This window comes from Albibacterium bauzanense (assembly GCF_004339765.1).
In the GTDB taxonomy this organism is placed as follows: Bacteria; Bacteroidota; Bacteroidia; order Sphingobacteriales; family Sphingobacteriaceae; genus Albibacterium; species Albibacterium bauzanense.
Genome location: NZ_SMGO01000002.1, coordinates 312,190 through 335,524, shown reverse-complemented (window position 1 = coordinate 335,524; position 23,335 = coordinate 312,190). Strand labels below are relative to the sequence as shown.

The following is a 23,335-nucleotide window of genomic DNA, read 5'->3' as shown; positions in this document are numbered from 1 at the left end:
AAATTAGGCTTCCTGCTAATTCAACCTCAAATATTAATGAGCCGAAGTTCTTCGAGCTTCCAAGATAATGATTTTGTCGTATAGTATTCTTTCTAGTAATTTTTCTTTATGCTTATTAAATATTCAACTTTTTTTCTTTTAGAACCTCAAGTATTGGTGCATCAATGACTCCATTTGGAATAATTGGGTCATCCTCATCAGTGATTACAGCTTTTTCAATGTCATGTATTCCGATTTTCCAAGCGTCAATTATCTTTAATTCTGTTTTTAGGATTCCTAAATCTAAATAGGGTGATATTTTATAATTACTATCGATATATGAAGGAATCAGATAATACTTTTTAAATGTTTCATAACCTTTGGTAATCTTATTAAGATTTGTGTAATTAGCTGGTTCCATTCGATGGAATCTAGATGAGATTGACACCAGATTACCATCTTTATATAAGTTTTTATTTACATTTTTGCAAACCAATACTTTATACCAGTAGGGGTTGTTTTTATCAATTCCTTTTATAATTGTAATGGAAATGATGTTGTTAATATCATTTTTCCCATAATTAGTTATCCATTCTTCAAATATTTTTCGTCCATAATCGCCGTTTTCAAATAATAAAGTTATCCCAAACGGGATTTCTTGAGAAGCAAAAAATCCAAAAGCTTTCCATTGAGCATTATCCCATAATTCAGTATTAATTATAGTTTCGGCTTTTATTTTTTTATGTGAAATGTTTTTAAACTTTGGATTTCCTTCCGTTTCTTCTTTTTCAGGTAACTTCTGTAATTCCTTATCTATTAAAATAGGAGATTCAGTTCTTAATAATTTATATTCTGAAACTTGATTGTTTACCCAGTTTTCCAAAAAGAATTTTGGTTTGTTAGATAAAACGTTAGTCAAGAAATTATGATGTTCCAAAATTAAAGATAATCTTTCATGGACTTCATCTTTGTTAAATAGGCTGTCGAAAAACTGTTCGATGTCTTTGAACATATAATTTCCTCCTATAACTTGAGGAAGTAGTTCGTCTATAAGTTCTTTAAAATTTCTCCTACTAAATACAATTGAACTTTTTACATGTATTGTGATAAAGTTTTTATTAATAACCTCTATTTTGAACTTAGTGTCAATTTCTTCAAGATCAATATTTACATTTATGTTTTCTGATATTGGAAAAGCTTCCTCAAATGAAGTTGCAAGGAATGATTCAAAATACGCAAGTATATTTTCTGCTAGTATTAATAATTTCGGATTCCGTGAAAATGTGATTTTAAGTTTTATTCCAAGAATTTGACTTTCAATAGAAACTTCTTGAGAATTTAAAAAATTAGTTTCATAGGCAATTTGTTCAACAAAAGGCTGATTAGCAAATTTGTTATAGTATTCCGGAAAATTCTCTTTTCTTAATGATGTTTTTGTTTCATCTAATTCAATCAAGTCTTCATTTCCTAATAAATATAAAGCAGCATCCTCACTTAGCCACAGTTCATTTATTTTAAAAATATCAGGCAAAGATTTTAAAACATCAAAATCTTTAAATCTCATATTTAATAATCTAATAGATAAACACGCGTCAGTCAAATGCTCCGTTGGGATGTCTTCAAGATTATTATTATCATTTTTTTGCTGAAAATATCGTTTCAAGACAGAATATAGTTCATACCAACATAATAGTACAGGAACTCTTCCTATTATAGCTTCATTCTTAAGTATTTTCTCAACACCCTTGAGGAAATTAGGGCTTAAATTTCCTGTTGTGTACCAATTATTCGCAAAAATGTTGGTTGCAGTTACTAAAGCATTATATGATGCCCAATAAAGGTCTAGTTTTGAATATGCTTCACTTAAGAGCATTAAACAATAATAGAACTCCATTTGAGTTTCATCTTTTGCGAGTTTCCTTGCGGCTTTACCAAAATATACAAGACTTTCCTTATTAAGATTATTTTGTAATTTAATAACACCTCTACTTAAATATGTTTGACCAGAAGTTAATTCAGATATTCTAGTAGCTTCTATTTCTGCAATGACATCAATCAAATTGTCAAAGTCGTTGTTATCAGGAAGGATTTCGCCATAAACATTAATAATGTCTTTTAGTTGCTCAAATCGTATATCTAAATGATTTCTACTTAATTCAAAGTAGTCTTTAAGCTTTATCAATTCATCAGAAACAGATATTCCATTTTCTAATTTTTTTCTTATTTGAAAGAATGATAAATGAAATTTAGCAAGGAGAGAAGTTGATGGTTTATCTTTATTTTGACTACATTGAATTATAAACGTTATAAAATCTTGATCTTCTTTTTCGTTATCGATTACAAGTACTTCTTTAACTTCGTCAATACTGGAAATTGTTTTAAGAATGTTTGATAGGTTTAAATAAAATTCTAGATTGTTCAGATTAGGTTCATTCTGGACTAATTCTTTTACATTTAAGAATTCATTATAGAACGATTTATAATCGTCATACCAATTGATTAATGTCCAAGCAAATTGATAATGAACTCTAATATTTAATTGAATATTATTGAGTTTATGTGCGAATTTTAATGCGCGTTGAAACCTTCCAATAACTTCGGCCATTGGAAGTTCTAACATTCTTGAAATTATAGCACTTTCAAGGCAGTCCTCAATTAATTGAAAATCAATTTCTAAAAATCGACTTGGAGAGTTAATTTGATTCTCTAATTCTTCAAGTTGATTTAATCTTTCTGTATCTCTAGAACCAATGGTTTTTTCTTCTAAATATGTTCTTGATAAATTCAATGATTCTATTACATCATTTAATAGGCGGCTGCTATAAACATTTTCAAGTATCCATTCAGCATCTAAAATAATAAGCTCAATATTGTAATCAATCTTTGTTTGGTCTTGAGTATCCTTTTTCTTTTTACTGGATATTTTTTGATTGGAGAAAAAGAATATTTTAGTGTAACCTCTTTTTGTGTCTACAATATTTTTGACATCAGATTTTACTTTAGGTTTCCAATCCGTTTTTGCACTTATCGCAAAAGCCCAATTTTCATTTTCATTCCATTTGTTATCACCGACAAACCATCTATCTGAAATAAAGTTCGAAACAGGATAAGTTTCTGAATCTGTTTTTCCATCGCCACCTCCAGTTGGACCTACTTGAGGAATTAAATTTGGTGAGATTAGTTTTTCAGCCAGTTTTCTACACAAAGTTTCAAAGTTATCATGCTTTTGATTTACAGAGATCTGACTAAGCTCATAATCTAATTGTTCTCTTGGTAAAATAGCTTTTGCTACAATCTTTGAATCAGAAAAGTATTCTGGTCTTCGGTGTCTGTAAAATTGAGAAGGAGTAGGAAATTTTCTTTCATTCATTTTGATACGATTGTTGAGTTAGCATGACTAAAAATGTTCTCGATTTGCGACGGATAGGGTCTCTGATCGTCATGTATTTTGTTCTCAGCTCTATTTATTCTTCGTCTTCGATTTCATTTTGATAAGTATGAACTCTATTTGCTATCTCAATCCAAGGATGTAAATGGTCGAAAACTAGTCGGCAAATAAACCCACCTCCCATAAAGGCCTTTCCATTTTTAGATTCAGCCATTATTACACCACGATTGTTATGGGAAATAATCTCTCTACCTTTTAGAGGTGAAGTAGTTTTCATATCGTGTAATTCTTTTTTGGTTGACCACCTCATTGAACCTCCAATGTCATTACCAAAATCAATAACCCGTTGTAAATCTACACCAATATAAATGATGATATTTCCTTTGATAATATCCATTATTATCTTATCAGGGAACGGTTTGCAAAGAAGAGGTTCCCCTATTGTGAACCCCGTACATTCTCTTATATCTATTATTTGGTATCCTCTATTACTTTCAAGTAAAGCCTCCTTTCCTGCACCAAATCTCCAGTTATCACGATAAACACCAACATTTACTATTGCCCCAATAGATTCATAAGCCCAACCTTTTTCTTTGGATTTCTCTATCAAGGCTAAAATCTTACTATGGTATGTTTCTTGTTGAAAGTGAGACTCATGAATTTCGACTCTTGACTCAGGATTTTTTTGGTATTCCCCTGAATCTTTATTCAAGATCCTTTTCGTCTTTTTCATTTTCTCTTTTTGACTCTGCATTCTTTGCATTTGCTTTCTCATTTTTGCATCGTCAATTCTTTCTATACATTCTGTTGGATTAAGATTATTGGTATCATAGAATCCAAATAGTTCAATTGCTATTCTGTTTTTCTCTCCTGTTTTCACCTCAATTATATCAATTCCTTTAGGAGACCAAACATGTAAATCTCCTATTTGTATGTTTTCTGTTAAATCAGTAATTAATGCAAATTTTGTTGGATCAGCATTTATTTTATTTGCTAAGGCTAAAGTAGCTTCAAATCCTTCATCAGTAATAGAAGTTGCTCCTTCTTCTTCCATGTAATATCGTCCCATGATTTCTCTCTTTCCACCGTATATTTGCCAAGCAATTGAATCAATGACATGTCTCAATAACCCTTCCCTCATTTCTGACAATTTCAAATCAGTCTGGATTTGTTTTATTTTTAACTGATCTTTAGCTTTTTTTAAACGTTCTTCAGATAGATTACTTTTGATTTCCATTTTAACTTCAGCCTCTTTCCGTAATAATTCTAAAACTTTTAGTTGGGCTTTTTTAAATCCAAAATTTGAAAACTTACAAAATTCATAAGGATTGATTTCATCTTTGTTTCCACCTCTTTTTATATAATTGTCTACACCATAGTTTCTGGTGAGGTAAAGCAATTTTTCTATTTCCTCGAAGAATTTGTTCATTTTTTTTATTGCTAATAACGACTGTTATGGACAGCTTTTATTCTTCTATTTCAATGAATATTGTCACACAATCTTTTGCTATAGATTCATTAATCATATTTTTTTCGGCATCAACTAAATCTTCAATATGTTCAATTAGATTATTAAGTTTTGGTCTCTATATTTCGAGAGGTTTCGGAAACTTGTGCATAACTTACCTATATACTACATAAATATTCCTAAATGCAGTATATTTCACTATTCTTTCCCTTTTATAGTATCCATAAATATTGTTACCAAACTTAAGTAAAAATGTTGCATTCCCAACCCGTCTGTACTCAAACTCTCTGGTACATATATTTAATAAAATGTAAACACATAAAATACATATGCCGCTTTAGCTTTTTGGTTAGAGGGCTTCATAAACGTGTCCACATCTTTAGTTGTGTGTATATATGTTTATAAATCGATATAGTCTAAAATGATATATCGTGGAAGTCTCTAAATGGATAGGTAATCTGGTCGAGCTCCTTTGATTCAGATTGTCACTTATTGTAGCAAGCGGCGCATTAGGAGAGAAAAGTATATTTAGAACAAATACTCTTTTTTTTAACAGGTTATTTGTTTCTAAATGTGCTTTTGTGGGAGCCGGAAATGTGCAGTTTTAATAACATGGCGTGATTAATTGTAAGATGTTGTTAAAAACTGCTCTTCGCCGACGGGGGAGTGGTTTTTTGTTTGTCCTCTATTTAATCAACTATCTCTTTCTCTCCAGCAATACTTTCAGCTTCCAGCCTTTTCCTCTCAGCTGCCTTCCTCAGTTCCGCTTCTTCTTCCAGTTTGGAAATTACCAACTCTGCTTTTTCAGGATTTTCATAATACAAAGAGTCGATGCTTTGAACCAAAGGGGGGAATTCGTGCCTGAACATTCGATATTTGACGTTATTAGCTTTTAAGGATTCTTTTTCGTGATAGCTCGCAATGCCCCAGCCTAAAGCAAAGACTGATGTTAGTACTAAGGTGACCATTATTGCTAAGATACCCAGTGAACTAGGCGCAACATGATGTTTTACTTGGAATGAATTGGGGATCTTATCAGTTTGGATTTTTATGAACTCCTTCGATTCATCGAGATGCTGTTTAAATTCATCTGTTACATTTTTAAAATAATCCCTTGCTTGATGGTGTGTTTCATTATGGTCTACAACCTTTTGTACTGCATCGTAAAAAAGGTCTAGTGTTTTTACAAAATCTCTCCTACTTTGAGCACCTTCTTCCAGCTTCCTATGATACTCTTTAAAGCTTTCGATATGTGAATCTAGAGCCAAAGCAGATTCTTTCTGGTCTTTTATGATCGTTTCTAAAATAAGGTCATTGGATTTTTCCAATGATTCAACTCGGTGTTTAATTTCTTCGTTTTCCATGAGGGTATAGATTTAAAGTTAATTTATCGTTGTATGCCTTTTCTTTTCTTCTTCCATTTCTTCTGTGCATTATCTTCTTCAGATTGAGATGTTCCACTAATCGAGAGTAGATCGCTGATTATGCCTAAGCCAATATTGGGTATTAATGGTGAATGAGAAATGGATTGATGAGGCTGAATAATGTTGAGCAAAGGTTTAAATTCATCAGCATGGTTAGTGAAATTTTTCTTTATCGTAAGTTGGTTCTCATTGAAAATAGAATTTAGTTTCCCGTAGCTGTATCCAATACTTGAACCCTTTATAGATTGTTCTTTATGATTGAAGGATACGCCTTGTATCAAATCGGTTTTGCCTGCATATTTGAATTGCATTGAAATTCCGTGGTAGCGTTGTAATTGATCTTTTAGTTCCTGGAGGTTATTGGATGTTTTTAACCGGGCGGTAATAGCATCTCGAATTGTATATTTAAGGCTGTCGGTTCCTCTAAGTCGATGCCTGTTTACTCGATGTTCTCCTTTTCTTCCGTTGCTATACTCATATTTCTGATTCATTGCTTGACATACTTTCCCGCTCTTCAACCCAATATTCTTATCTGAAATAGTTCTCCCCGAGTTCGAAACCCGATTATATATCACATGCATATGCAAGCCTTCCGCCTCCCGATCAAAATGACGAACAATGAGCAATTGAGTGTTAACAATGTTCACTTTTTCAAGGTACTCTTTAGCCCTATCCAACATCGTTTTGGACATATCTCCTTCAAGTTGGAGCTTTGATAAATCCTCTTTAGAAAAGGAAAGAATGCAGTGACCTACACATTTGTTTAAACGAGGATTAAGGTTTGACTGAGCTTTAAAATCCTCAATCATTTCTTTGGTTGTGAGGTAGTCACGGATTCCTTCACTATAGAGAATTTCTGCCTTTTCTTTTTCGGCAACATAATTCACGGTGGCAGAAAAACTAGATCCAGATTTAAGAGTCTTACCAATCATTGCTCAAATGTTTAAGATGTTTGTTAATCGCACTTAATATTTCTTGACATTGACCTTCAACCGCATGTATATTTGCAATATGTGCAAGTTTGAGGATGGTATTGATGTTATGGCCAATCCTCGACAGCTGTTTATAGATTTCTAATTCCTCTGGGCTTAACCGAGTAATTATTTTTGAATCTCGAATGCTTCTCCGCAGGAATTCGCTCGGAGACATATAGGCTTTTTTCGATCGATTAATGAATGTGTTTTTTTCCTTTTCGGTTAATCGGAATGTAACCTTACAGGTTTTCTGAAAATCCCCTTTGGTGGATTTTTGAGAATTATTATCTATCTTTTCTTTCATGATTATTCAATGTTTGGGCTTACGACTATCAGGAGTTATTTTATGGATTGCTCGCCAATCCCGTCGTGGCGTAAGACAAAGGCACTACCTGCCATTGCAAGATGACTACCTATAGGCTCGCTACCTTTAAACGGTTATAGATGTGATTTTATAATATTTCGGGCTTTTTTTCGATCGCCGTGTGCGGCATACTGTAAAACAATATCACAAGGAGAACCGCCCCCTTTATTGATGAAGAATTGAGCTTGTGGTGCTTCGCTGCTAAACACGAAAAAAGTTTTACGGGCTGTGTGGTACTCTGCACTCAGTCCATTCCTCGGATCTTTACCAGGGCGGGTATATCGAACTTTTTCAGCTTTTGTAGAATGGTATTTCCAGCCTGCTTCTAAAAGAATATTATGGATCACGTCGAAGTCTGCGTGTTGATTGAAGAGTCGCCAGATGTTATACTGATCTACCTCAATAGGGATATAGTTGATTTCTGGTTTGACAAATATCTTTTCGTTCGTTTGTGTTTCTTTAAAAACTTGGGCATTGTCATTAAAATACGCATGAGGATCATACGCCAGAAATCGGTAAGAAGCAACATTTCTGGGGGCAGTGTCGATGGTTATCCCTAGGTTGTTAAAATAGGTGACCATTGCATTGAAATGCTCATTGTGAAGTGAGGGATCCATGATGGGCATAAGACCCCATAAGCCTTTGCCACTAGCTGATTTGCCACAATAGGAAATATACGGTAATTGAATAATCTTGTTGAAGGCATAATCCAGTTTGTCCTTTAAGCCGTCAATGTCAAATGCCAAATAGCCACTATGGTGAACATGGTGTTTTTCCCCACGTCCACCAAGTTGAAAACTACTCGGGGTTATTGCTAATAGTTTTCCCTTTAACTTATGTTGCTCGAAAGATTGATAGGGCAGAGATTGAATTTGTTTTATAAGTGCCGATTGCCAAGGAGTAGTTAAGGCCTCCCATAAAGTTATTGCTTTAGGAGCAGTAGCATATTTGTTTTGAAAGATACTACAGATGGATGTTTTTAAACTTTTCATAATAGTGTTGATTTTGAACTAAACTGACCTTCCATTCCAGTTTGCTATTTCAGTTCACATTAGAACCGAACTGAAATGGTAGATACCTTTAGGTATACCATTCAGTCCGGTTCAGTAAATGGGATTAGGTTAATTATCGCTGCTTTTCCTCTTAAGCCTCCTGTTGCTGGATCGGATAAAATGCCATCCAATTGAAGGCGTGTGATTAATTCACTGACTTTGTTTTTGCCGGGTGCCGTTTCCAGGTTGTACCACGCTTTCAATTCTACCGTTAGGATGGTGATCAATTGATTTCTTAATAACCCATTAGAATATTTTTTGAAAATGGGTGAGAGGATCATTCTCCATCGATGATGATCGATATCACTATAATCAGGAAGTGTATTCTTGGTAGGTCTTGAATTGACTTTTTGGGAGTCGATTAAATCTTCAAATGGAATACGTTGTCCTGTATTTTTGAATGTTAAGGAAAGAGGGTCGCATTCTAAAACAAAACTTGAATGCTTGTATTCCGCTCCAAGATAGTTCCCTTTTAAAACGGAAAGGTGTTTTAAATTAGAGTCGTTTAAATCATTTCTTAATTCTAGTACTAGTCGACATTTCTGTTCCAAACCACCTGCACCTTGAATGTTGCTTTTATTGGGAACGAGACTTTCTGTTCGCTTGTTTGTGTGGTGCATCAGGAGAATCAAGCATTGATAGTTCATCGCAAGCTTTTTCATGCTGCTTAGAAGTTTTCTTGTTTCTCCATTATCCTTGATATCATTGACAAGGTCGCCAAGCGTATCGATCTTAATAATATCAATGCGGTCCTTTGTTAAGATGGAATTTAGTCGATCAATTAAGTTTTCAGAATCGAATAAAAAATAAAGGTTTTGAAGGCAAAGGAGTTTTAATTCTTCGGATTCATCCTGTAGTTGTTTTCTGATAAGATAACTAATCGCCAAATCATCATCTTCAGTACAAACAATGATTGCTTTTCGGAATAGGTTTTCCGCAAAGGGAAATCCGATGAATTCAGCTTTGTTTAATACAAGTGATAAAAGAAGGTCTCTTGCAAAAATTGATTTTCCCGTATCAGAACTACCCGCGAGTAAGATAATTCCTACTTTTGGAATTAATTCACCTAAAAGTTTTGGGAGCTCTTTGATGTTGCGGTTGTAAAGATCAAGAGCAGAAAACACTTCCTCATCATACTTTCCCTTTCTTATTGCTATTGATGACTGGGGTTGAGATGGAGTAAAGTCGATGGTTTTATGACCATTGAACCCATTGAGAACGGTTGAGTTTTTCATATCAAGTCCCCTTTCTGTTTCTGGACAGATTCTTGGATTGCCTTTTCGGAATATAGAACCCGCCTACCAATGCGATCTGGAATTAATATTCCAGCTTTTTCCCAATAATATAAAGTGGTTAAGGAGACATTGAAATATCGCCGTGTCTCTTCTCTGGTTTTATACCTTTCTGCTGTTGGGGATTCAGGCTTTTGAAATGATGATTTGTTGTTTTTAATAACATCATTAAAAACTTCTTTGACTTGCTCGGACAGAATCTCCTTGAACTCTGCATCCGAATAACTGGTTAAAATTTGTGCCATTCTTTACGTGTTTGAATGGCACAAGTATCATTAGGACAAACTTCTGGACACTGTCTTTATTTTAATTTTATCGGTTTTATTAGTTTTATTTCCTTTTTCGGTAAATATTTGTTCATTATTTCGGTTACCCTTTTATTGTATGTTTTTTGCCATCCTTCGTATCGCTTATGATCTGTATGAGGATATAAGATGATTCCTCGGTATTTCACAATACTTTTTGCAGTTAATTTCAATTTCTTTGAAATTTTCAAAAGATTATACAAGACGTTTGCAACGTCATCAATAGATTCTGCATTATCCCATACTTTTGAATCCAACAGATCCAGCTCGTTTAATAAGATTAAGGCAAACAAATCGTTATGGGTCGAATCGGATAAATCATCCTCTAAAGAATATACCACATCGTTTTCCTGTCTTAATTTCTGGATCTCTTTAGTTAACTCTTTAATAGATTTTTTGTCGGTCCTCTGTTGAACTTTTAATTGATTAGACTTGCTTTGGATCTCATTTTTTTGATTTTTCAATTCATTAAGTCGAGATTCATTTAATTTGGTATCTTCTTTAAGTATTTGAATTGTATTTTTAAAATCTTGAATTTGCTTTTCGAGTTCTCGTATTTTTTGCTGATCCTCATTTTCATAGTAATTAATTATAGAATAATAGCCTTCGAGTAATATCTCTTTAAATTGACCATTGATTAACTTTATAATAACAATATCTTGTCTTTCACCCTCACCCCATGGGAAATTTTCAAGAATATAATTTTCAAAAAGATATTCTATAGCTTCTTTAAATTTTTCAAGTGCAGCTAGTTCTATGCTTACATATGTTTTTGAAGCAGGATTTTGAGGGTTGGTGGTTTCTGTTGTTTTTAATATCTCAACGAGATCTTTAGTATCGTGAATGATTTGTTCTCGTTGGTAGGCGCCAATCTCATAGTTCAATAAATTATCAATTGATTCCTGGAATTTGTTTGTGTATAAATCATAGTAAAAGTGTAGCCATGATGGTCTTGACAATGATTTTGTGCTTCCTATCCAGAGTTTTTCCCAATTGCATCCTCCCTCAGAATCAATGAATAATTTTCCATAATTGATAATGGTGGCTTTATCATGCTGAAAATACTGCTTTGAATAATTATCCATGATCCCCTCCAATCTTCTTTAAAGCTCGTTTGGCCTTTACTTTGTCTGCATTATGGATTTTATTAACGGCATCTAATATGGATTGTGCATTTTCTTCTGGTGTCATGCGGATATATTTTAAAAAAACCGATTCGCTTTTATGTCCGGTTACTTTCATAATGGTGATAGGAGGTAAGTTAAAGTGTCTATACATGTTCGTAGCGAAAGATCTTCGTGCGGAATGAGTGGTGATCAAGGAATGTAGCGGTTGATTTATCGTTTTTCTTTTGCCAGCGACAGGAATTGAAATGTTTATGCTTTGGTTTAATTTGGCCTTTTCGGCGACGACTTTTATATACTCATTTAGTTTTTGATTGGTGATAGCGTGCGGAAGAATTCCTTTTTCTGAGTCTTCATACTTCTTTATGATTTTTCTTACTGTTGGAAGGAGTGGAATCGCGACACTAGCACCTGTTTTTGTAGTTTTTATATGAATGAAATTACCTTCAATTTTAGCTTTGGCTGTCAATTGAGAATAATCTTGAAATCGTAGACCTGTCCAGCAGCCGATCAAAAATAAATCACGTGCATTTTCTAAGTAAGGTATTTCGGAAAGGTTGAGTTCTTCAATCTTTTTTAACTGCTCTACATTTAGATAAATGGCATCCGTTTCTTCCTGGGGTTTAAGAAACCGTCTAGATTTATAAGCTTCATTACTATGATACCCCATTTCCTGAGCTTCACGCATGAATGCTTTGATGTTTTTAATAAGTTTTCCGAAGTAGTTAAGAGATAGCTTTCTTTCATTGTAGACGTAATCCTGTAAATCCCAGTAGAATTCTAAGGTAACGTCATCAAAATCTAAGGTGCTCAATTTTCTGTCATCTATATAGGTCTTTAAAAAATTCAGGCCTACTCGGTAGTCGCTAATGGTTCCCTTAGTAAAAGCTTGACCTGCACCATTACCAGATAGCTTCACGCGTACCCCTGATTCAGAGCGTTTAATTTGTAGTGAAATGAAGTTAATGAAAGATAGGTCTTTCATTAACGGATCATCTTCTTCCTCCTTTCCCGATAATGCACGTACTACCGATGCTTTGAAGGCTGTTTTATCGGGATAACGATCGAATTGATTTGTATAGTCTTTGTATTGGGTATTTACCTCACCTTTGATTTTAGCAATGCGATCCGTTATTAAATCGTAATCTTCCTTTTGTAAACCTTTGAGACCTCCTATTGGTTTTTCACTGCTTGCATTCCATTTAGAAGGATAAACCTTTACGCCCGTCGGAATTTTAATAACAGGTTTGCCATCATATTCTATAATGCAAATGATTGGGGTAGGAAGTTTGGACTTGGGTTCTCTTAGCCTAAAACGAATCCCGCATTCTGCTTTAACTATCATCATAATCGGTAATTTTATGAAAGTTACGAAAAGAGGGGAAAGAAAGAGAATTATCGGGGGTTCTTTTGGGGGTTCTTTTTAGTAAATCTTGTTGAATCTGCCCTTATGCTATTTAACAAGAAGTGGCCTTAGGGCATAAAAAAAGGAGGTTTTTCAACCTCCTTTAATCTTATCTAACTTTCGTTAGCGGTCCGGACGGGACTCGAACCCGCGACCCCATGCGTGACAGGCATGTATTCTAACCAGCTGAACTACCGAACCGTTGTTCCCTTTTGGGAATGCAAATATACTGCGATTTCTATATTTCACAACATTTTTGTGAAAAAAGATTTACATATCGCTCTCTTTCATTTTTTCTGCATTTTCTGCAAATTGCAATGCATCGATAATCTCCTGGATATCACCATCCATAACAGATGGAAGGTTGTAAAGTGTTAAACCAATTCGGTGTTCAGTTATTCTTCCTTGCGGGTAGTTATAGGTACGAATCTTTGCAGAACGGTCACCGGTTGATACCATGGTTTTACGTTTTGCAGCGATATCGCCATTTTTCTTTAATAATTCCAGTTCATATAGTTTAGAACGAAGCATATCCATTGCCAGCTCACGATTGGCTAATTGAGAGCGTTCTACCTGACATACTACAACAATTCCGGTTGGTTTATGAGTAAGCTGAACTTTAGTTTCTACCTTGTTAACATTTTGTCCGCCGGCTCCTCCTGAACGAGAGGTATGGAAGTCAACATCTGCAGGGTTAAGGTATACGTCTATTTCTTCTGCTTCTGGCAAAACGGCAACAGATGCTGCAGAGGTATGAACACGGCCTTGGGTTTCAGTATCAGGTACACGTTGTACACGATGAACGCCTGATTCATATTTTAACGTACCGTAAACATCTTCACCGGTTACTTTTAAAATAACCTCTTTGTATCCACCGGCAGTTCCTTCAGTAACGTCCATGGTTTCAACTTTCCATCCTTTATCTTCGAAATAGCGAGTATACATTCGGTAAAGATCGCCTGCAAATAATGCAGCTTCGTCACCACCGGTACCCCCTCTGATCTCAATTATAGCATTTTTAGCGTCTTCAGGATCTTTTGGAATAAGCATTAAGCGTACGGTTTCTTCCAATGTTTCCTTTTCTTCTAATAAAAGATCTAGCTCCTCTTTAGCCATCTCGCGCAATTCCTGATCTTTTTCATTAGATAAGATGTCCCGATTGCTTTCAATATTGCTTACCACATTTTTATATATGTGGTATTTGTCAACAATTTTACCTAAATCCTTATATTCTTTATTAAGCTTGGCAAAGCGCTTCATGTCATTAACGGTATCCGGATTGCTCAATTCGCGTTCTACGTCTTGCCAATGTTCTTTTATAGCCTGTAATTTTTGTAACATATTTTATTGGGGCTGATTTAATCTGTTTGTGATTTTACAGATTTCTGCAAAAATAAGATTTTTTCTTCATTTTCTTTTATCTGGGATTTTCTTTTACCTTTGTTGCATCTAAGGGGGTGTTCTGAATGATAACGAAATTCAGGGCTGAGATTATACCCATCGGTTGAATTTGCTTTTCTGAGTTAATTCTTCTGTGGACCTGATCCGGATAATGCCGGCGTAGGGAAGGTAAATAAAATAAGGGCGGAGACAACCCTCGTCTCTGTTATGTTTTATTAAAAAAAATCAAAAGAACAATGAAAAAAACAATTGCGCTATTGGCGATTGTATGGCTGCCTGTATGGTTGCTGGCACAAAACACAGTTCGCATCGAGGTTAGAGATGCAAGAACGACTGAACTTTTAACGGGAGCTTCGATCCGGATCAAAGGAACGCCTTTGAGTGGGCAAACGAATTTGCAGGGACAGATTCAATTAAACAATTTAAAAGCAGGAAGTAACCTGCTTGTGGTGAGTTACTTGGGCTATAAGACAGCGGAAAAGACTGTTGTTATCCCTCAAGATCAAAGTATTGTGGTTCTGATGGAGCCGTCAAGTTTTTTGGCTGATGAAGTAGTTGTACAAGCTACTAGAGCTTCTACTAATGCAGCAACAACATTTAAGAATCTTTCTAGTGATGAAATTGCCAAGAATAATTTGGGACAGGATATAACTTATCTGTTAAATCAAACTCCCTCTGTAGTGGTTTCTTCTGATGCTGGTGCAGGAGTTGGCTATACCAATATGACTATCCGGGGAAGTGATTCTCAACGGATTAATGTTACCATTAATGGAATTCCATACAATGATTCTGAGAGTCAAGGCTCCTTCTGGGTAAATATGCCTGATTTTGCTTCGTCTGTAAATAACATTCAAATACAGCGTGGTGTTGGTACATCAACTAACGGCGCAGGTGCTTTTGGAGCGAGTGTTAATATTCAAACAGATCAACGGATTGATACAGCATATGGTGAGTTAGATAATAGTTTCGGATCATATAATACGTGGAAAAACACGGTTAAATTAGGTACCGGACTTATTAATAATAAATTTAGTTTAGACGCCCGACTTTCTCAGGTAAAATCGGATGGGTATATTGATAATGCCTTTTCTGATTTGAAATCGTTTTATGTTTCAGGAGCATGGTATGGAGAAAAAAGCTTTTTGAGAGCAAATGTGTTTTCTGGGAAGGAAAAAACCTATCAAGCTTGGAACGGCGTTCCAGAAGAGTTATTAAAAACTGATCGCACGCACAATGAATTTGATTACAAAGATCAGACTGATAATTATACACAAACGCATTATCAATTATTGTATTCTAATCAGCTAAATGCCAAATTGCTATTGAATGGAGCTTTGCACTATACAAGAGGTTTGGGTTATTATGAAGAATTTGAGGAGGATGCTGCGCTTGAAGAGTATAAACTAGAACCTGTAACCATTGGTAGCGAAACAATTACTAATACGGATTTGGTAAGAAGAAGGTGGTTGGATAATTATTTTTATGGACTTACTTATTCTCTGAATTACAGACCTACAAGTTCACTGAATCTAACTTTAGGTGGTGCTTATAATGAATATCAAGGAGATCATTATGGGGAAGTAATTTGGGCTACCTATTCGTCTAATCTGAATTTGGGTGATAAGTACTATTTGAATGATGCCACAAAGAGAGATTTTAACGTGTATGCTAAGGGTGATTATAAAGTAGATAATTTTAGTTTCTTTGGTGATGTACAATACCGCAAAGTAAACTATATTTTGAGAGGTGTAAATAGGGACTTGGGAATGTTGGATCAAGAAATGGATTATAATTTCTTTAACCCAAAAGTGGGGTTGAGTTTAAGCTTTGACAATAATAGCAATGTATATGCGTCTGTGGCTATGGCTAATAAGGAACCTGTTAGAAGAGATTTTACAGATTTATCCCCTTCTCAAAGTAGGCCTTTACCTGAAAGACTTACAGATGTTGAATTAGGTTATCGGATCTCTTCCAGTAAATTCAATGTAGGTGTCAATGGATATGCCATGTTCTATAAAGATCAATTGGTTGTTACCGGACAGATTAATGATATTGGTTCGGCAGTTCGTGAGAATGTGGATAAGAGTTATCGGATTGGAGCTGAGCTAGACGCTAGCTGGCAGCCTTTTGCTAATTTTACATGGAGGGCAACTGCGGCATTTAGTCAGAATAAGATTAAAGATTATACATTTTATACTGATATCTATGATGCTAATTGGGATGTGGTTGATCAGAAAGCAGAAACATTAAGCGAAACAGATATCGCGCTTTCACCAAATACCATTCTTTCTAATGAGTTTGCTTATGTACCTTTTGAGAGGGCTGAGATTGCTTTGATAAGCAAATATGTTTCTCGCCAATATTTGGATAATACAGCTAATGAAGCTAAAAGTATTGATCCGTTTTTTACATCTGATCTGCGTTTAAGCTATCAAGCACCTATTAAAGGCTTGAAGAATTTAGGAGTTACATTGAAAGTAAATAATATTTTCAATGAATTATATGAAGCGAATGGATATACATTTGGATATTTTAATCCGGATGGCCAATTGGAGACTTACAACTATTATTTCCCTCAAGCAACTCGTAACTTTCTATTAGGTTTGAATTTGAAATTCTAATAGATTTCTAATTTTTTAGTGAAACCCTGGAATCAATTTTCAGGGTTTTTTGCATTTCCATACTAATGACGTATTTTTACGCAAAATATACGACCTAGGTATAAGTTTAGCAATAAATTCACCTTCAATTTCGATTTAAGGTAGTATATGGAATTTCAAAAACAATGGATATAAAGACCAAGATACAGGGGTATACTGAAGAGATCAATGCTTTCAATGCTTCTTCTGCGGAAGAGATTGAAGCTTTTCGTTTACGTTTTTTAGTAAATAAAGGGATTGTGCGCTCTTTGTTTGAAGAATTTAAAACAGTTTCTACTGAAGAGAAGCGTGAATTAGGCCAGGTATTAAATGTCTTTAAACAGTTGGCTGAATCTAAGCACAAGAGCTTATTGGAGCAGATAGCAGATAATTCAGATAAAGCCGGAGGTTCAACTCAGGATTTAACGCTTCCTGGAAAGGGTTTGGAGTTGGGTTCAAGACATCCTTTGTCTTTGGTGCGGAAAGAAATTGTTGGGATATTTAATAAAATGGGATTTATTGTTGCTGAAGGTCCGGAGATTGAAGATGACTGGCATAACTTCAGTGCGTTGAATTTTCCGGAAGAGCATCCTGCGAGAGATATGCAAGACACTTTTTTCATTGAAAAGAAAGAGGGTAATGATATTGCTTTACGCACGCATACTTCTTCTGTTCAGGTAAGAATGATGGAAAACGGAAAGCCTCCTTTTAGGGCTATTATGCCGGGAAGGGTTTATCGGAATGAAGCTATTTCGGCCAGGGCACATTGCTTTTTCCACCAGGTTGAAGGGTTATATGTTGATGAAGATGTTTCGTTTGCCGATTTAAAACAGACTCTGTTTCATTTTGTTCAAGAATTATATGGTGAGGATACGAAGGTTCGGTTTCGTCCGTCTTATTTTCCATTTACAGAACCTTCTGCTGAAATGGATATCTCTTGTACCATTTGTAAAGGTGCAGGTTGTACTCTTTGCAAATGGAGTGGATGGGTAGAGATTTTAGGTTGCGGAATGGTAGATCCGAATGTATTGGAAAATTGTGGTATTGACAGTAAGAAATATAGTGGGTTTGCTTTTGGAATGGGTATTGAACGTATCACTAATCTTAAATACGTGATAAAGGATTTACGTTTATTCTCAGAGAATGATATTCGGTTCTTAAGACAGTTTGAGACTGAAACAATTTAATATGGTAGCGGATAAAGTTAAAGCATGTATTAAAGATTCTGCAAGGGAGCTGTTTCGTCGTTACGGATATAATAAAACAAACGTAAATGAGATTGCTCGTGATGCGAAAGTTGCTAAAGCAACCATCTACAAGTATTTCGAAAGCAAAGAAATGATCTTGCATGCTATTTTAATGGAATATATCCGCAAGAGTGTGAAAGATTTAATTAATAATTCACCAAAGGATTTAGATCTTGAAACCTATCTCAGTAATTTAATTTTAAAGGTGAGTAAGTTATCCTATACCATTTGTAATGAATTTGTAGGATGGGATTTTATTCGTGAATCTGCCAACGCGCAGGAATATTTAAAAACTCTTTCAGACGATTTGGAGAATTTATTGATTCAATCTTTTCAAGAGAGCGATCGCGTTTCTATACCTCTTAATAATTTAAGATTCTTAGTTAATTCTAGTAAGAGTATCGTGTTTTCTTTTGCATTTACTTCTGTAAGTGTTGCCGATGTAAGGAAGAATTTTATTTCATTCCAAAATGATATGCTTCCTTTTTTAGTCAAAGCAGCTATTGCTTAATTGATATTATGCGTAATTTCGCGGAACATGAGAAAGACAGTTAGGGAAAAAATCCGCATTGATAATGTGGAAATTATAGATATTGCTGAAGGGGGTAAAGGAGTAGGAAAAGCGGAAGATTTAGTTTTATTTATTCAGCATGCAATTCCAGGTGATATTGTAGATGTAGAAATACAAAAGAAGAAAAAGAGCTTTGCAGAGGCAAATGTACTTGAATTAAAGAAGCCATCATTACATAGGACAGAAGCTTTTTGCAAGCATTTTGGAGTTTGCGGAGGTTGTAAATGGCAGCATATGACCTATGATGCCCAATTATTATACAAGCAAAAAAGTGTTGAGGATGCCTTAACTCGTATTGGAAAAGTTGACACTTCTTCTATAGAAACAATCTTACCTTCTGAAAACACCACATATTATCGGAATAAATTAGAGTATACATTCTCGAATCAACGATGGTTAACTCCAGAAGAGATTAGTAGTAACGAGGAGTTTGAACGGAATGCTTTGGGCTTTCATGTTCCCTTGCGTTTTGATAAAATTTTGACCATTGATCATTGCTATCTTCAGGCAGATCCATCCAATGCGATTCGTAATTTATTAAGCGATTTCGCTATTCGGAAAGGAATTAGCTTTTATGATTTACGCAGGCATGAGGGCGCATTAAGAAACTTGATTATACGGAATACATCGATCGGTGAGTTAATGGTTATTGTTGTCTTTGGGTATCCCGAAGGGGATAATATCAAGGATGTGATGAGTTTTCTTCAAGCATCTTTTCCGGAAATAACATCACTGCTTTATATTGTTAATCAAAAGAAGAACGATACCATATTTGATCAGGATATTCATGTTTATGCTGGCCGCGATCATATTTTTGAAGCCATGGCTGAGCTTAAATTTAAAATAGGTGCTAAGTCGTTTTATCAGACGAATTCTTTGCAGGCTCATGAATTATACAAAATAACCAAGGATTTCGCAGGGTTGAATGGTACGGAGTTAGTGTATGATTTATATACTGGTGCCGGTACCATTGCTAATTTTGTTGCGAAAGATGCGAGGAAGGTAACTGGTGTTGAATATGTTCCTACAGCTATTGATGATGCCAAAATTAATGCTGAAATTAATGGTATCGAGAATACTGCTTTCTTCGCAGGCGATATGAAGGACATTTTAAATGATGAATTTATTGCTCTTCATGGCAAACCTGATGTTATTATTACAGATCCTCCAAGAGCGGGGATGCATCCTGATGTTGTAGACAAACTATTGGAAATAGGAGCAGATAGAATAGTTTATGTAAGTTGTAATGCAGCTACACAAGCACGAGATTTAACTGTTTTAACTCAAAAATATGAAGTTAGCAGAATTAAACCGGTTGATATGTTTCCTCATACGCAACACGTTGAAAATGTAGTATTATTGACTCTTAAGAATTAGTTATGGATTTACAGGATTTACTACTACCTCCTTCAGAGGATGGTGGAGATGATAAAAAGAAAGATAGTCCATTAAAGAGCTTAAAGGTGGACCTCGACTTTTATAAGGAATCTATTCGTGAGGTTGCAGCAGAGTTATTAGCAGAAGACTATACGCAATATCCTATATTTATTGCTCATCAGCATGAAGTTAAAGTAGGTGAAATTATACTGGATAAAACAGAACTGGGAACAGACTGGACTATTCAGGCATCAAGTTTGGAAGAATTTCTTGAGGTAGGCATTATTAAAGAAGATAAGAAGGACGCTTTTATTAAGAAGTTTAAAGAACCTGAAGACTTTATGTGTCTCTTTGTTATTGTTCCGGAAGGAGCTAATTTCGTTTTTTACCCCTATTATTAATTTTCTAATGACCTACATTAATTTTGAGGAAGAGAATAGTACGGGTGCCGATGAGTATTTCATGAGGGAGGCTATAAAAGAAGCTTTAAAAGCAAGGGAGCTTGATGAGGTTCCGATTGGCGCAGTTATCGTCTTTAAGAATAAGGTTATTGCCCGGGGACATAATCTTAGTGAAAAATTAAATGATGTAACAGCCCATGCAGAAATGCAAGCTTTTACTTCTGCATCTAATTATATAGGAGGAAAGTACTTGCAGCAATGTACACTCTATGTTACTTTAGAACCTTGTGTAATGTGTGCCGGAGCTTCTTTTTGGACACAGGTTGGTCGCATTGTTTATGGCGCTAAAGATGATAAACGTGGGTATTCAGCTTATAATTCTTCTATAATTCATCCAAGAACGGAAATTACTTCTGGTGTTTTGGAAAAGGATTGTTCAGCGCTTATAAAAGACTTCTTTCAACAAAAGAGACGTTAATCATGATATGAATTTGACGAAACTGTCAAACAAATACCATACATTCTAGTTATATTTGTATATTAATCATTTTTTAAAATCAAAGTATTATGGCATTCGAATTACCGGCGTTACCCTACGCCTCAGACGCTTTAGAACCTTCTATTGATAAAGAAACCATGGAAATTCACCATGGGAAACATCATCAGGCTTATGTAGATAACTTGAATAAAGCTATTGAAGGAACAGATGCTGCAAATCTTTCCCTGGAGGAAATCATTAAAAATATTTCAAAATACAGTGCTGCTGTTCGTAATAATGGTGGCGGGCACTTCAATCACTCTTTATTCTGGACGGTATTATCTAAAAATGGTGGTGGTGAACCTACAGGAGAATTAGCAAAGGCAATAAATGAAGCTTTTGGATCTTTTGATGAGCTTAAAAAACAATTGCAGACTGCTGGAGCAACACGTTTTGGTTCTGGCTGGTCTTGGCTAATCGTTGATGGTTCTGGTAAATTAAAAGTTAGTTCAACTCCAAATCAAGATAATCCTTTAATGGATGTTGCCGAAGTAAAAGGTACACCAATATTTGGAATTGATGTATGGGAGCACGCTTATTACTTAAAATATCAAAATAAACGTCCGGCTTACCTTGAAGCTATCTTCAATGTTGTTGACTGGAATGCTGTGGCTGATCGTTTCGCTAAAGCAAAATAATACGTTTGTAATTTTATTAACGGCGATGTTGTATTTAACGGCATCGCCGTTCGTGTTTTATATATTTTAAGTAACTTTAATCTGGTGTTAGAAGAATGATTATGTTAGAAAATAATAGAATATCTCAGGTTGTTGTATTTTTCTTTGCTTTGACTTTTGCCGTGTCCGCTTGTGCATCAAATCCAAGTCCGCAATCAAAAGAGGCAAATGTTAATCAAGAAAACAAAATTTTAGTCTCAGATAATCTTCCTTTGAATAGTGATGGAGGATTGGATACTGCAACTTTTGCTGCAGGATGTTTTTGGTGTGTAGAAGCACAGTTTCTTGAATTGGCCGGTGTACAAGAGGTAGTTTCGGGCTATTCAGGAGGAACTACTAAAAATCCTACTTATGAGGAAGTTTCAACTGGTAGAACCGGCCATGCTGAGGCAGTAAATATTATATATAATTCAGACAGTATTTCTTTTGATCAGCTATTAGAAGCCTTTTTTGTAGCTCATGACCCTACTCAACTTAATAGGCAGGGAAATGATGTTGGTACACAATACCGATCAGCCATATTTTATCATAATCAGGCACAGAAAGATTTGGTAAATTATTACATAAAGAAGCTAAATGAGGAAAAAGTTTATCCGAAGCCTATCGTTACTAAGGTAGAACCTTATGGTGATTTTTATGAAGCGGAAGACTATCATAAAAATTATTATGCTCTAAACCCAACTAATCCGTATTGCCTTCAGGTAATTCAACCTGAACTTGAAAGGTTTAGGAAGGTGTTTGCAGGAAGGCTTAAAAATGAATCAGTCAATGTGAATTAGATCCTTCTTTTTATTGGCTTTGAACTTTTCTGGAACGGCACTCAATATTTCTTTTGTTAACAAAGAAATAGCACGTTGTTTTAAAGAGTTCTTTGTGATAACCAGGGATATTTCCCGAACGGGTTCAGGAGATTTAAAATAGCGTACTCTTTCAAGCTGGTCTTCTCCAAATTCAAGAATACTTAATTCGGGTAATATGGTAACACCTGAATTAGTATCTACCATTCGTTTGAGGGTTTCAACACTTCCTGTATTATATTGTAAGGTTTCTTCAGGGTGCATTAAACGTTTCTTTTGGCAGATATTTAATACTTGATTTCTCATACAGTGTCCTTCATTGAGCAACCATAGTTTTTCATTTAGGAGGTCACTTACATTGACTATTTTCTTTTCATTTAAAGCGCTATTTTTTGAAATATAGGCTACAAAATTTTCGTAAAATAAAGGGTGTTCAATCAATTCCTGATCATCTAATGGCGTAGAAAGAATGCCACAGTCAAGTAAACCGAGTTTTAATTCTTGAATTACCTTCATTGTCGTTGATTCCCATACTTGCAGTTTCATTTTGGGATATTTTTCCATAAATGAACCCAGAACGCGCGGTAATAAATAGGGCGCAAGTGTAGGTATGATGCCTATTCTAATTTCACCGCCTAGTTCATCTTTGGTTTCTATGATAAGCTCTTTTATTTTGTCGCTTTCTTTTAGAACAATTCGGGCTTGATTGATAATAGCCTTTCCAATGTCGGTTGGTAAGATTGGTTGTTTACTTCGATCAAATATACGAACACCTAAAGCTGCCTCAAGTTTTTGGATCTGCATACTTAAGGTAGGTTGTGTTACAAAACACTTTTCTGCAGCCATTACGAAACTCTTATAGGTATCGACTGCAATAATATATTCTAGTTGAACGAGTGTCATTTCAGTTTT

Annotated in this window: 20 protein-coding genes and 1 tRNA gene; 8 read left to right on the top strand and 13 right to left on the bottom strand. The window is 35.0% G+C overall.

All coding sequences use genetic code 11. From position 1 onward, the window contains the following. Positions 1 to 115: 115 nt before the first annotated feature. From C8N28_RS07335 to prfA, 12 genes are all read right to left on the bottom strand, one after another. Positions 116 to 3,349, bottom strand: coding sequence for a hypothetical protein (locus C8N28_RS07335; RefSeq protein WP_132223140.1), 3,234 nt, complete (start codon positions 3,347 to 3,349; stop codon positions 116 to 118). A 94-nt stretch (positions 3,350 to 3,443) separates the two neighbouring features. Beyond that, positions 3,444 to 4,796, bottom strand: a complete 1,353-nt coding sequence (locus C8N28_RS07330) for a hypothetical protein (protein ID WP_132223137.1) — start codon at positions 4,794 to 4,796, stop codon at positions 3,444 to 3,446. 728 nt (positions 4,797 to 5,524) lie between these two features. Next, positions 5,525 to 6,199, bottom strand: a complete 675-nt coding sequence (locus tag C8N28_RS07325) for a hypothetical protein (protein WP_132223134.1) — start codon at positions 6,197 to 6,199, stop codon at positions 5,525 to 5,527. Positions 6,200 to 6,222: 23 nt separating this feature from the next. Next, positions 6,223 to 7,191: a relaxase/mobilization nuclease domain-containing protein gene (locus C8N28_RS07320; RefSeq protein ID WP_132223131.1), complete on the bottom strand. Its 969-nt coding sequence runs from the start codon at positions 7,189 to 7,191 to the stop codon at positions 6,223 to 6,225. After that, on the bottom strand, positions 7,181 to 7,537 hold the full coding sequence (locus tag C8N28_RS07315) for a MobC family plasmid mobilization relaxosome protein (RefSeq protein WP_132223128.1): 357 nt from the start codon (positions 7,535 to 7,537) through the stop codon (positions 7,181 to 7,183). Before C8N28_RS07315 ends, C8N28_RS07320 begins: the two co-directional genes overlap by 11 nt. Positions 7,538 to 7,671: 134 nt before the next feature. Beyond that, positions 7,672 to 8,589, bottom strand: a complete 918-nt coding sequence (locus tag C8N28_RS07310) for a BT4734/BF3469 family protein (RefSeq protein ID WP_132223125.1) — start codon at positions 8,587 to 8,589, stop codon at positions 7,672 to 7,674. A 101-nt stretch (positions 8,590 to 8,690) separates the two neighbouring features. Then, positions 8,691 to 9,884: an AAA family ATPase gene (locus C8N28_RS07305; protein ID WP_132223122.1), complete on the bottom strand. Its 1,194-nt coding sequence runs from the start codon at positions 9,882 to 9,884 to the stop codon at positions 8,691 to 8,693. Next, entirely contained in the window at positions 9,881 to 10,186 is a 306-nt protein-coding gene (locus C8N28_RS07300; protein ID WP_132223119.1) for a helix-turn-helix transcriptional regulator, read from the bottom strand. The genes C8N28_RS07305 and C8N28_RS07300 overlap by 4 nt, the downstream gene beginning before the upstream one ends. Positions 10,187 to 10,242: 56 nt before the next feature. Further along, complete coding sequence (locus tag C8N28_RS07295; protein ID WP_132223116.1) at positions 10,243 to 11,331, bottom strand: hypothetical protein; 1,089 nt, start codon at positions 11,329 to 11,331, stop codon at positions 10,243 to 10,245. Beyond that, positions 11,324 to 12,718 carry a site-specific integrase gene (locus C8N28_RS07290; protein ID WP_132223113.1) on the bottom strand — a complete coding sequence of 465 codons (1,395 nt, stop codon included), beginning with the start codon at positions 12,716 to 12,718 and terminating at the stop codon, positions 11,324 to 11,326. Before C8N28_RS07290 ends, C8N28_RS07295 begins: the two co-directional genes overlap by 8 nt. A gap of 184 nt (positions 12,719 to 12,902) precedes the next feature. Continuing rightward, a tRNA-Asp gene (locus tag C8N28_RS07285) sits at positions 12,903 to 12,976 on the bottom strand. Between the two features lie 69 nt (positions 12,977 to 13,045). Next, complete coding sequence (gene prfA / locus C8N28_RS07280) at positions 13,046 to 14,116, bottom strand: peptide chain release factor 1 (RefSeq protein ID WP_132223110.1); 1,071 nt, start codon at positions 14,114 to 14,116, stop codon at positions 13,046 to 13,048. 296 nt (positions 14,117 to 14,412) lie between these two features. Here prfA and C8N28_RS07275 point away from each other — a divergent pair, with 296 nt between their 5' ends. The 8 genes from C8N28_RS07275 to msrA all read left to right on the top strand — a co-directional run bounded on the left by C8N28_RS07275 (position 14,413) and on the right by msrA (position 22,405). Next, the gene (locus C8N28_RS07275; RefSeq protein WP_132223107.1) at positions 14,413 to 16,797 is read left to right on the top strand and encodes a TonB-dependent receptor; all 2,385 of its coding nucleotides are present in this window, start codon (positions 14,413 to 14,415) and stop codon (positions 16,795 to 16,797) included. Positions 16,798 to 16,961: 164 nt separating this feature from the next. Beyond that, complete coding sequence (gene pheS / locus C8N28_RS07270) at positions 16,962 to 18,002, top strand: phenylalanine--tRNA ligase subunit alpha (protein WP_132223104.1); 1,041 nt, start codon at positions 16,962 to 16,964, stop codon at positions 18,000 to 18,002. A 1-nt stretch (position 18,003) separates the two neighbouring features. Further along, positions 18,004 to 18,573, top strand: a complete 570-nt coding sequence (locus tag C8N28_RS07265) for a TetR/AcrR family transcriptional regulator (protein WP_132223102.1) — start codon at positions 18,004 to 18,006, stop codon at positions 18,571 to 18,573. A gap of 27 nt (positions 18,574 to 18,600) precedes the next feature. Next, complete coding sequence (gene rlmD / locus C8N28_RS07260) at positions 18,601 to 20,010, top strand: 23S rRNA (uracil(1939)-C(5))-methyltransferase RlmD (protein WP_132223100.1); 1,410 nt, start codon at positions 18,601 to 18,603, stop codon at positions 20,008 to 20,010. Between the two features lie 2 nt (positions 20,011 to 20,012). Beyond that, the gene (locus C8N28_RS07255) at positions 20,013 to 20,411 is read left to right on the top strand and encodes a hypothetical protein (protein WP_132223098.1); all 399 of its coding nucleotides are present in this window, start codon (positions 20,013 to 20,015) and stop codon (positions 20,409 to 20,411) included. A 7-nt stretch (positions 20,412 to 20,418) separates the two neighbouring features. Further along, positions 20,419 to 20,889, top strand: coding sequence for a nucleoside deaminase (locus C8N28_RS07250; protein ID WP_132223096.1), 471 nt, complete (start codon positions 20,419 to 20,421; stop codon positions 20,887 to 20,889). An 89-nt stretch (positions 20,890 to 20,978) separates the two neighbouring features. Then, positions 20,979 to 21,587 (top strand): superoxide dismutase, encoded by a 609-nt coding sequence (locus C8N28_RS07245; protein WP_132223094.1) that lies wholly within the window; start codon positions 20,979 to 20,981, stop codon positions 21,585 to 21,587. Positions 21,588 to 21,688: 101 nt separating this feature from the next. Beyond that, complete coding sequence (gene msrA / locus C8N28_RS07240) at positions 21,689 to 22,405, top strand: peptide-methionine (S)-S-oxide reductase MsrA (RefSeq protein WP_132223092.1); 717 nt, start codon at positions 21,689 to 21,691, stop codon at positions 22,403 to 22,405. Here the strand turns inward: msrA and C8N28_RS07235 are convergent. Next, positions 22,388 to 23,326, bottom strand: a complete 939-nt coding sequence (locus tag C8N28_RS07235; RefSeq protein WP_132223090.1) for a hydrogen peroxide-inducible genes activator — start codon at positions 23,324 to 23,326, stop codon at positions 22,388 to 22,390. The genes msrA and C8N28_RS07235 overlap by 18 nt on opposite strands. Between the last annotated feature and the right edge of the window lie 9 nt (positions 23,327 to 23,335).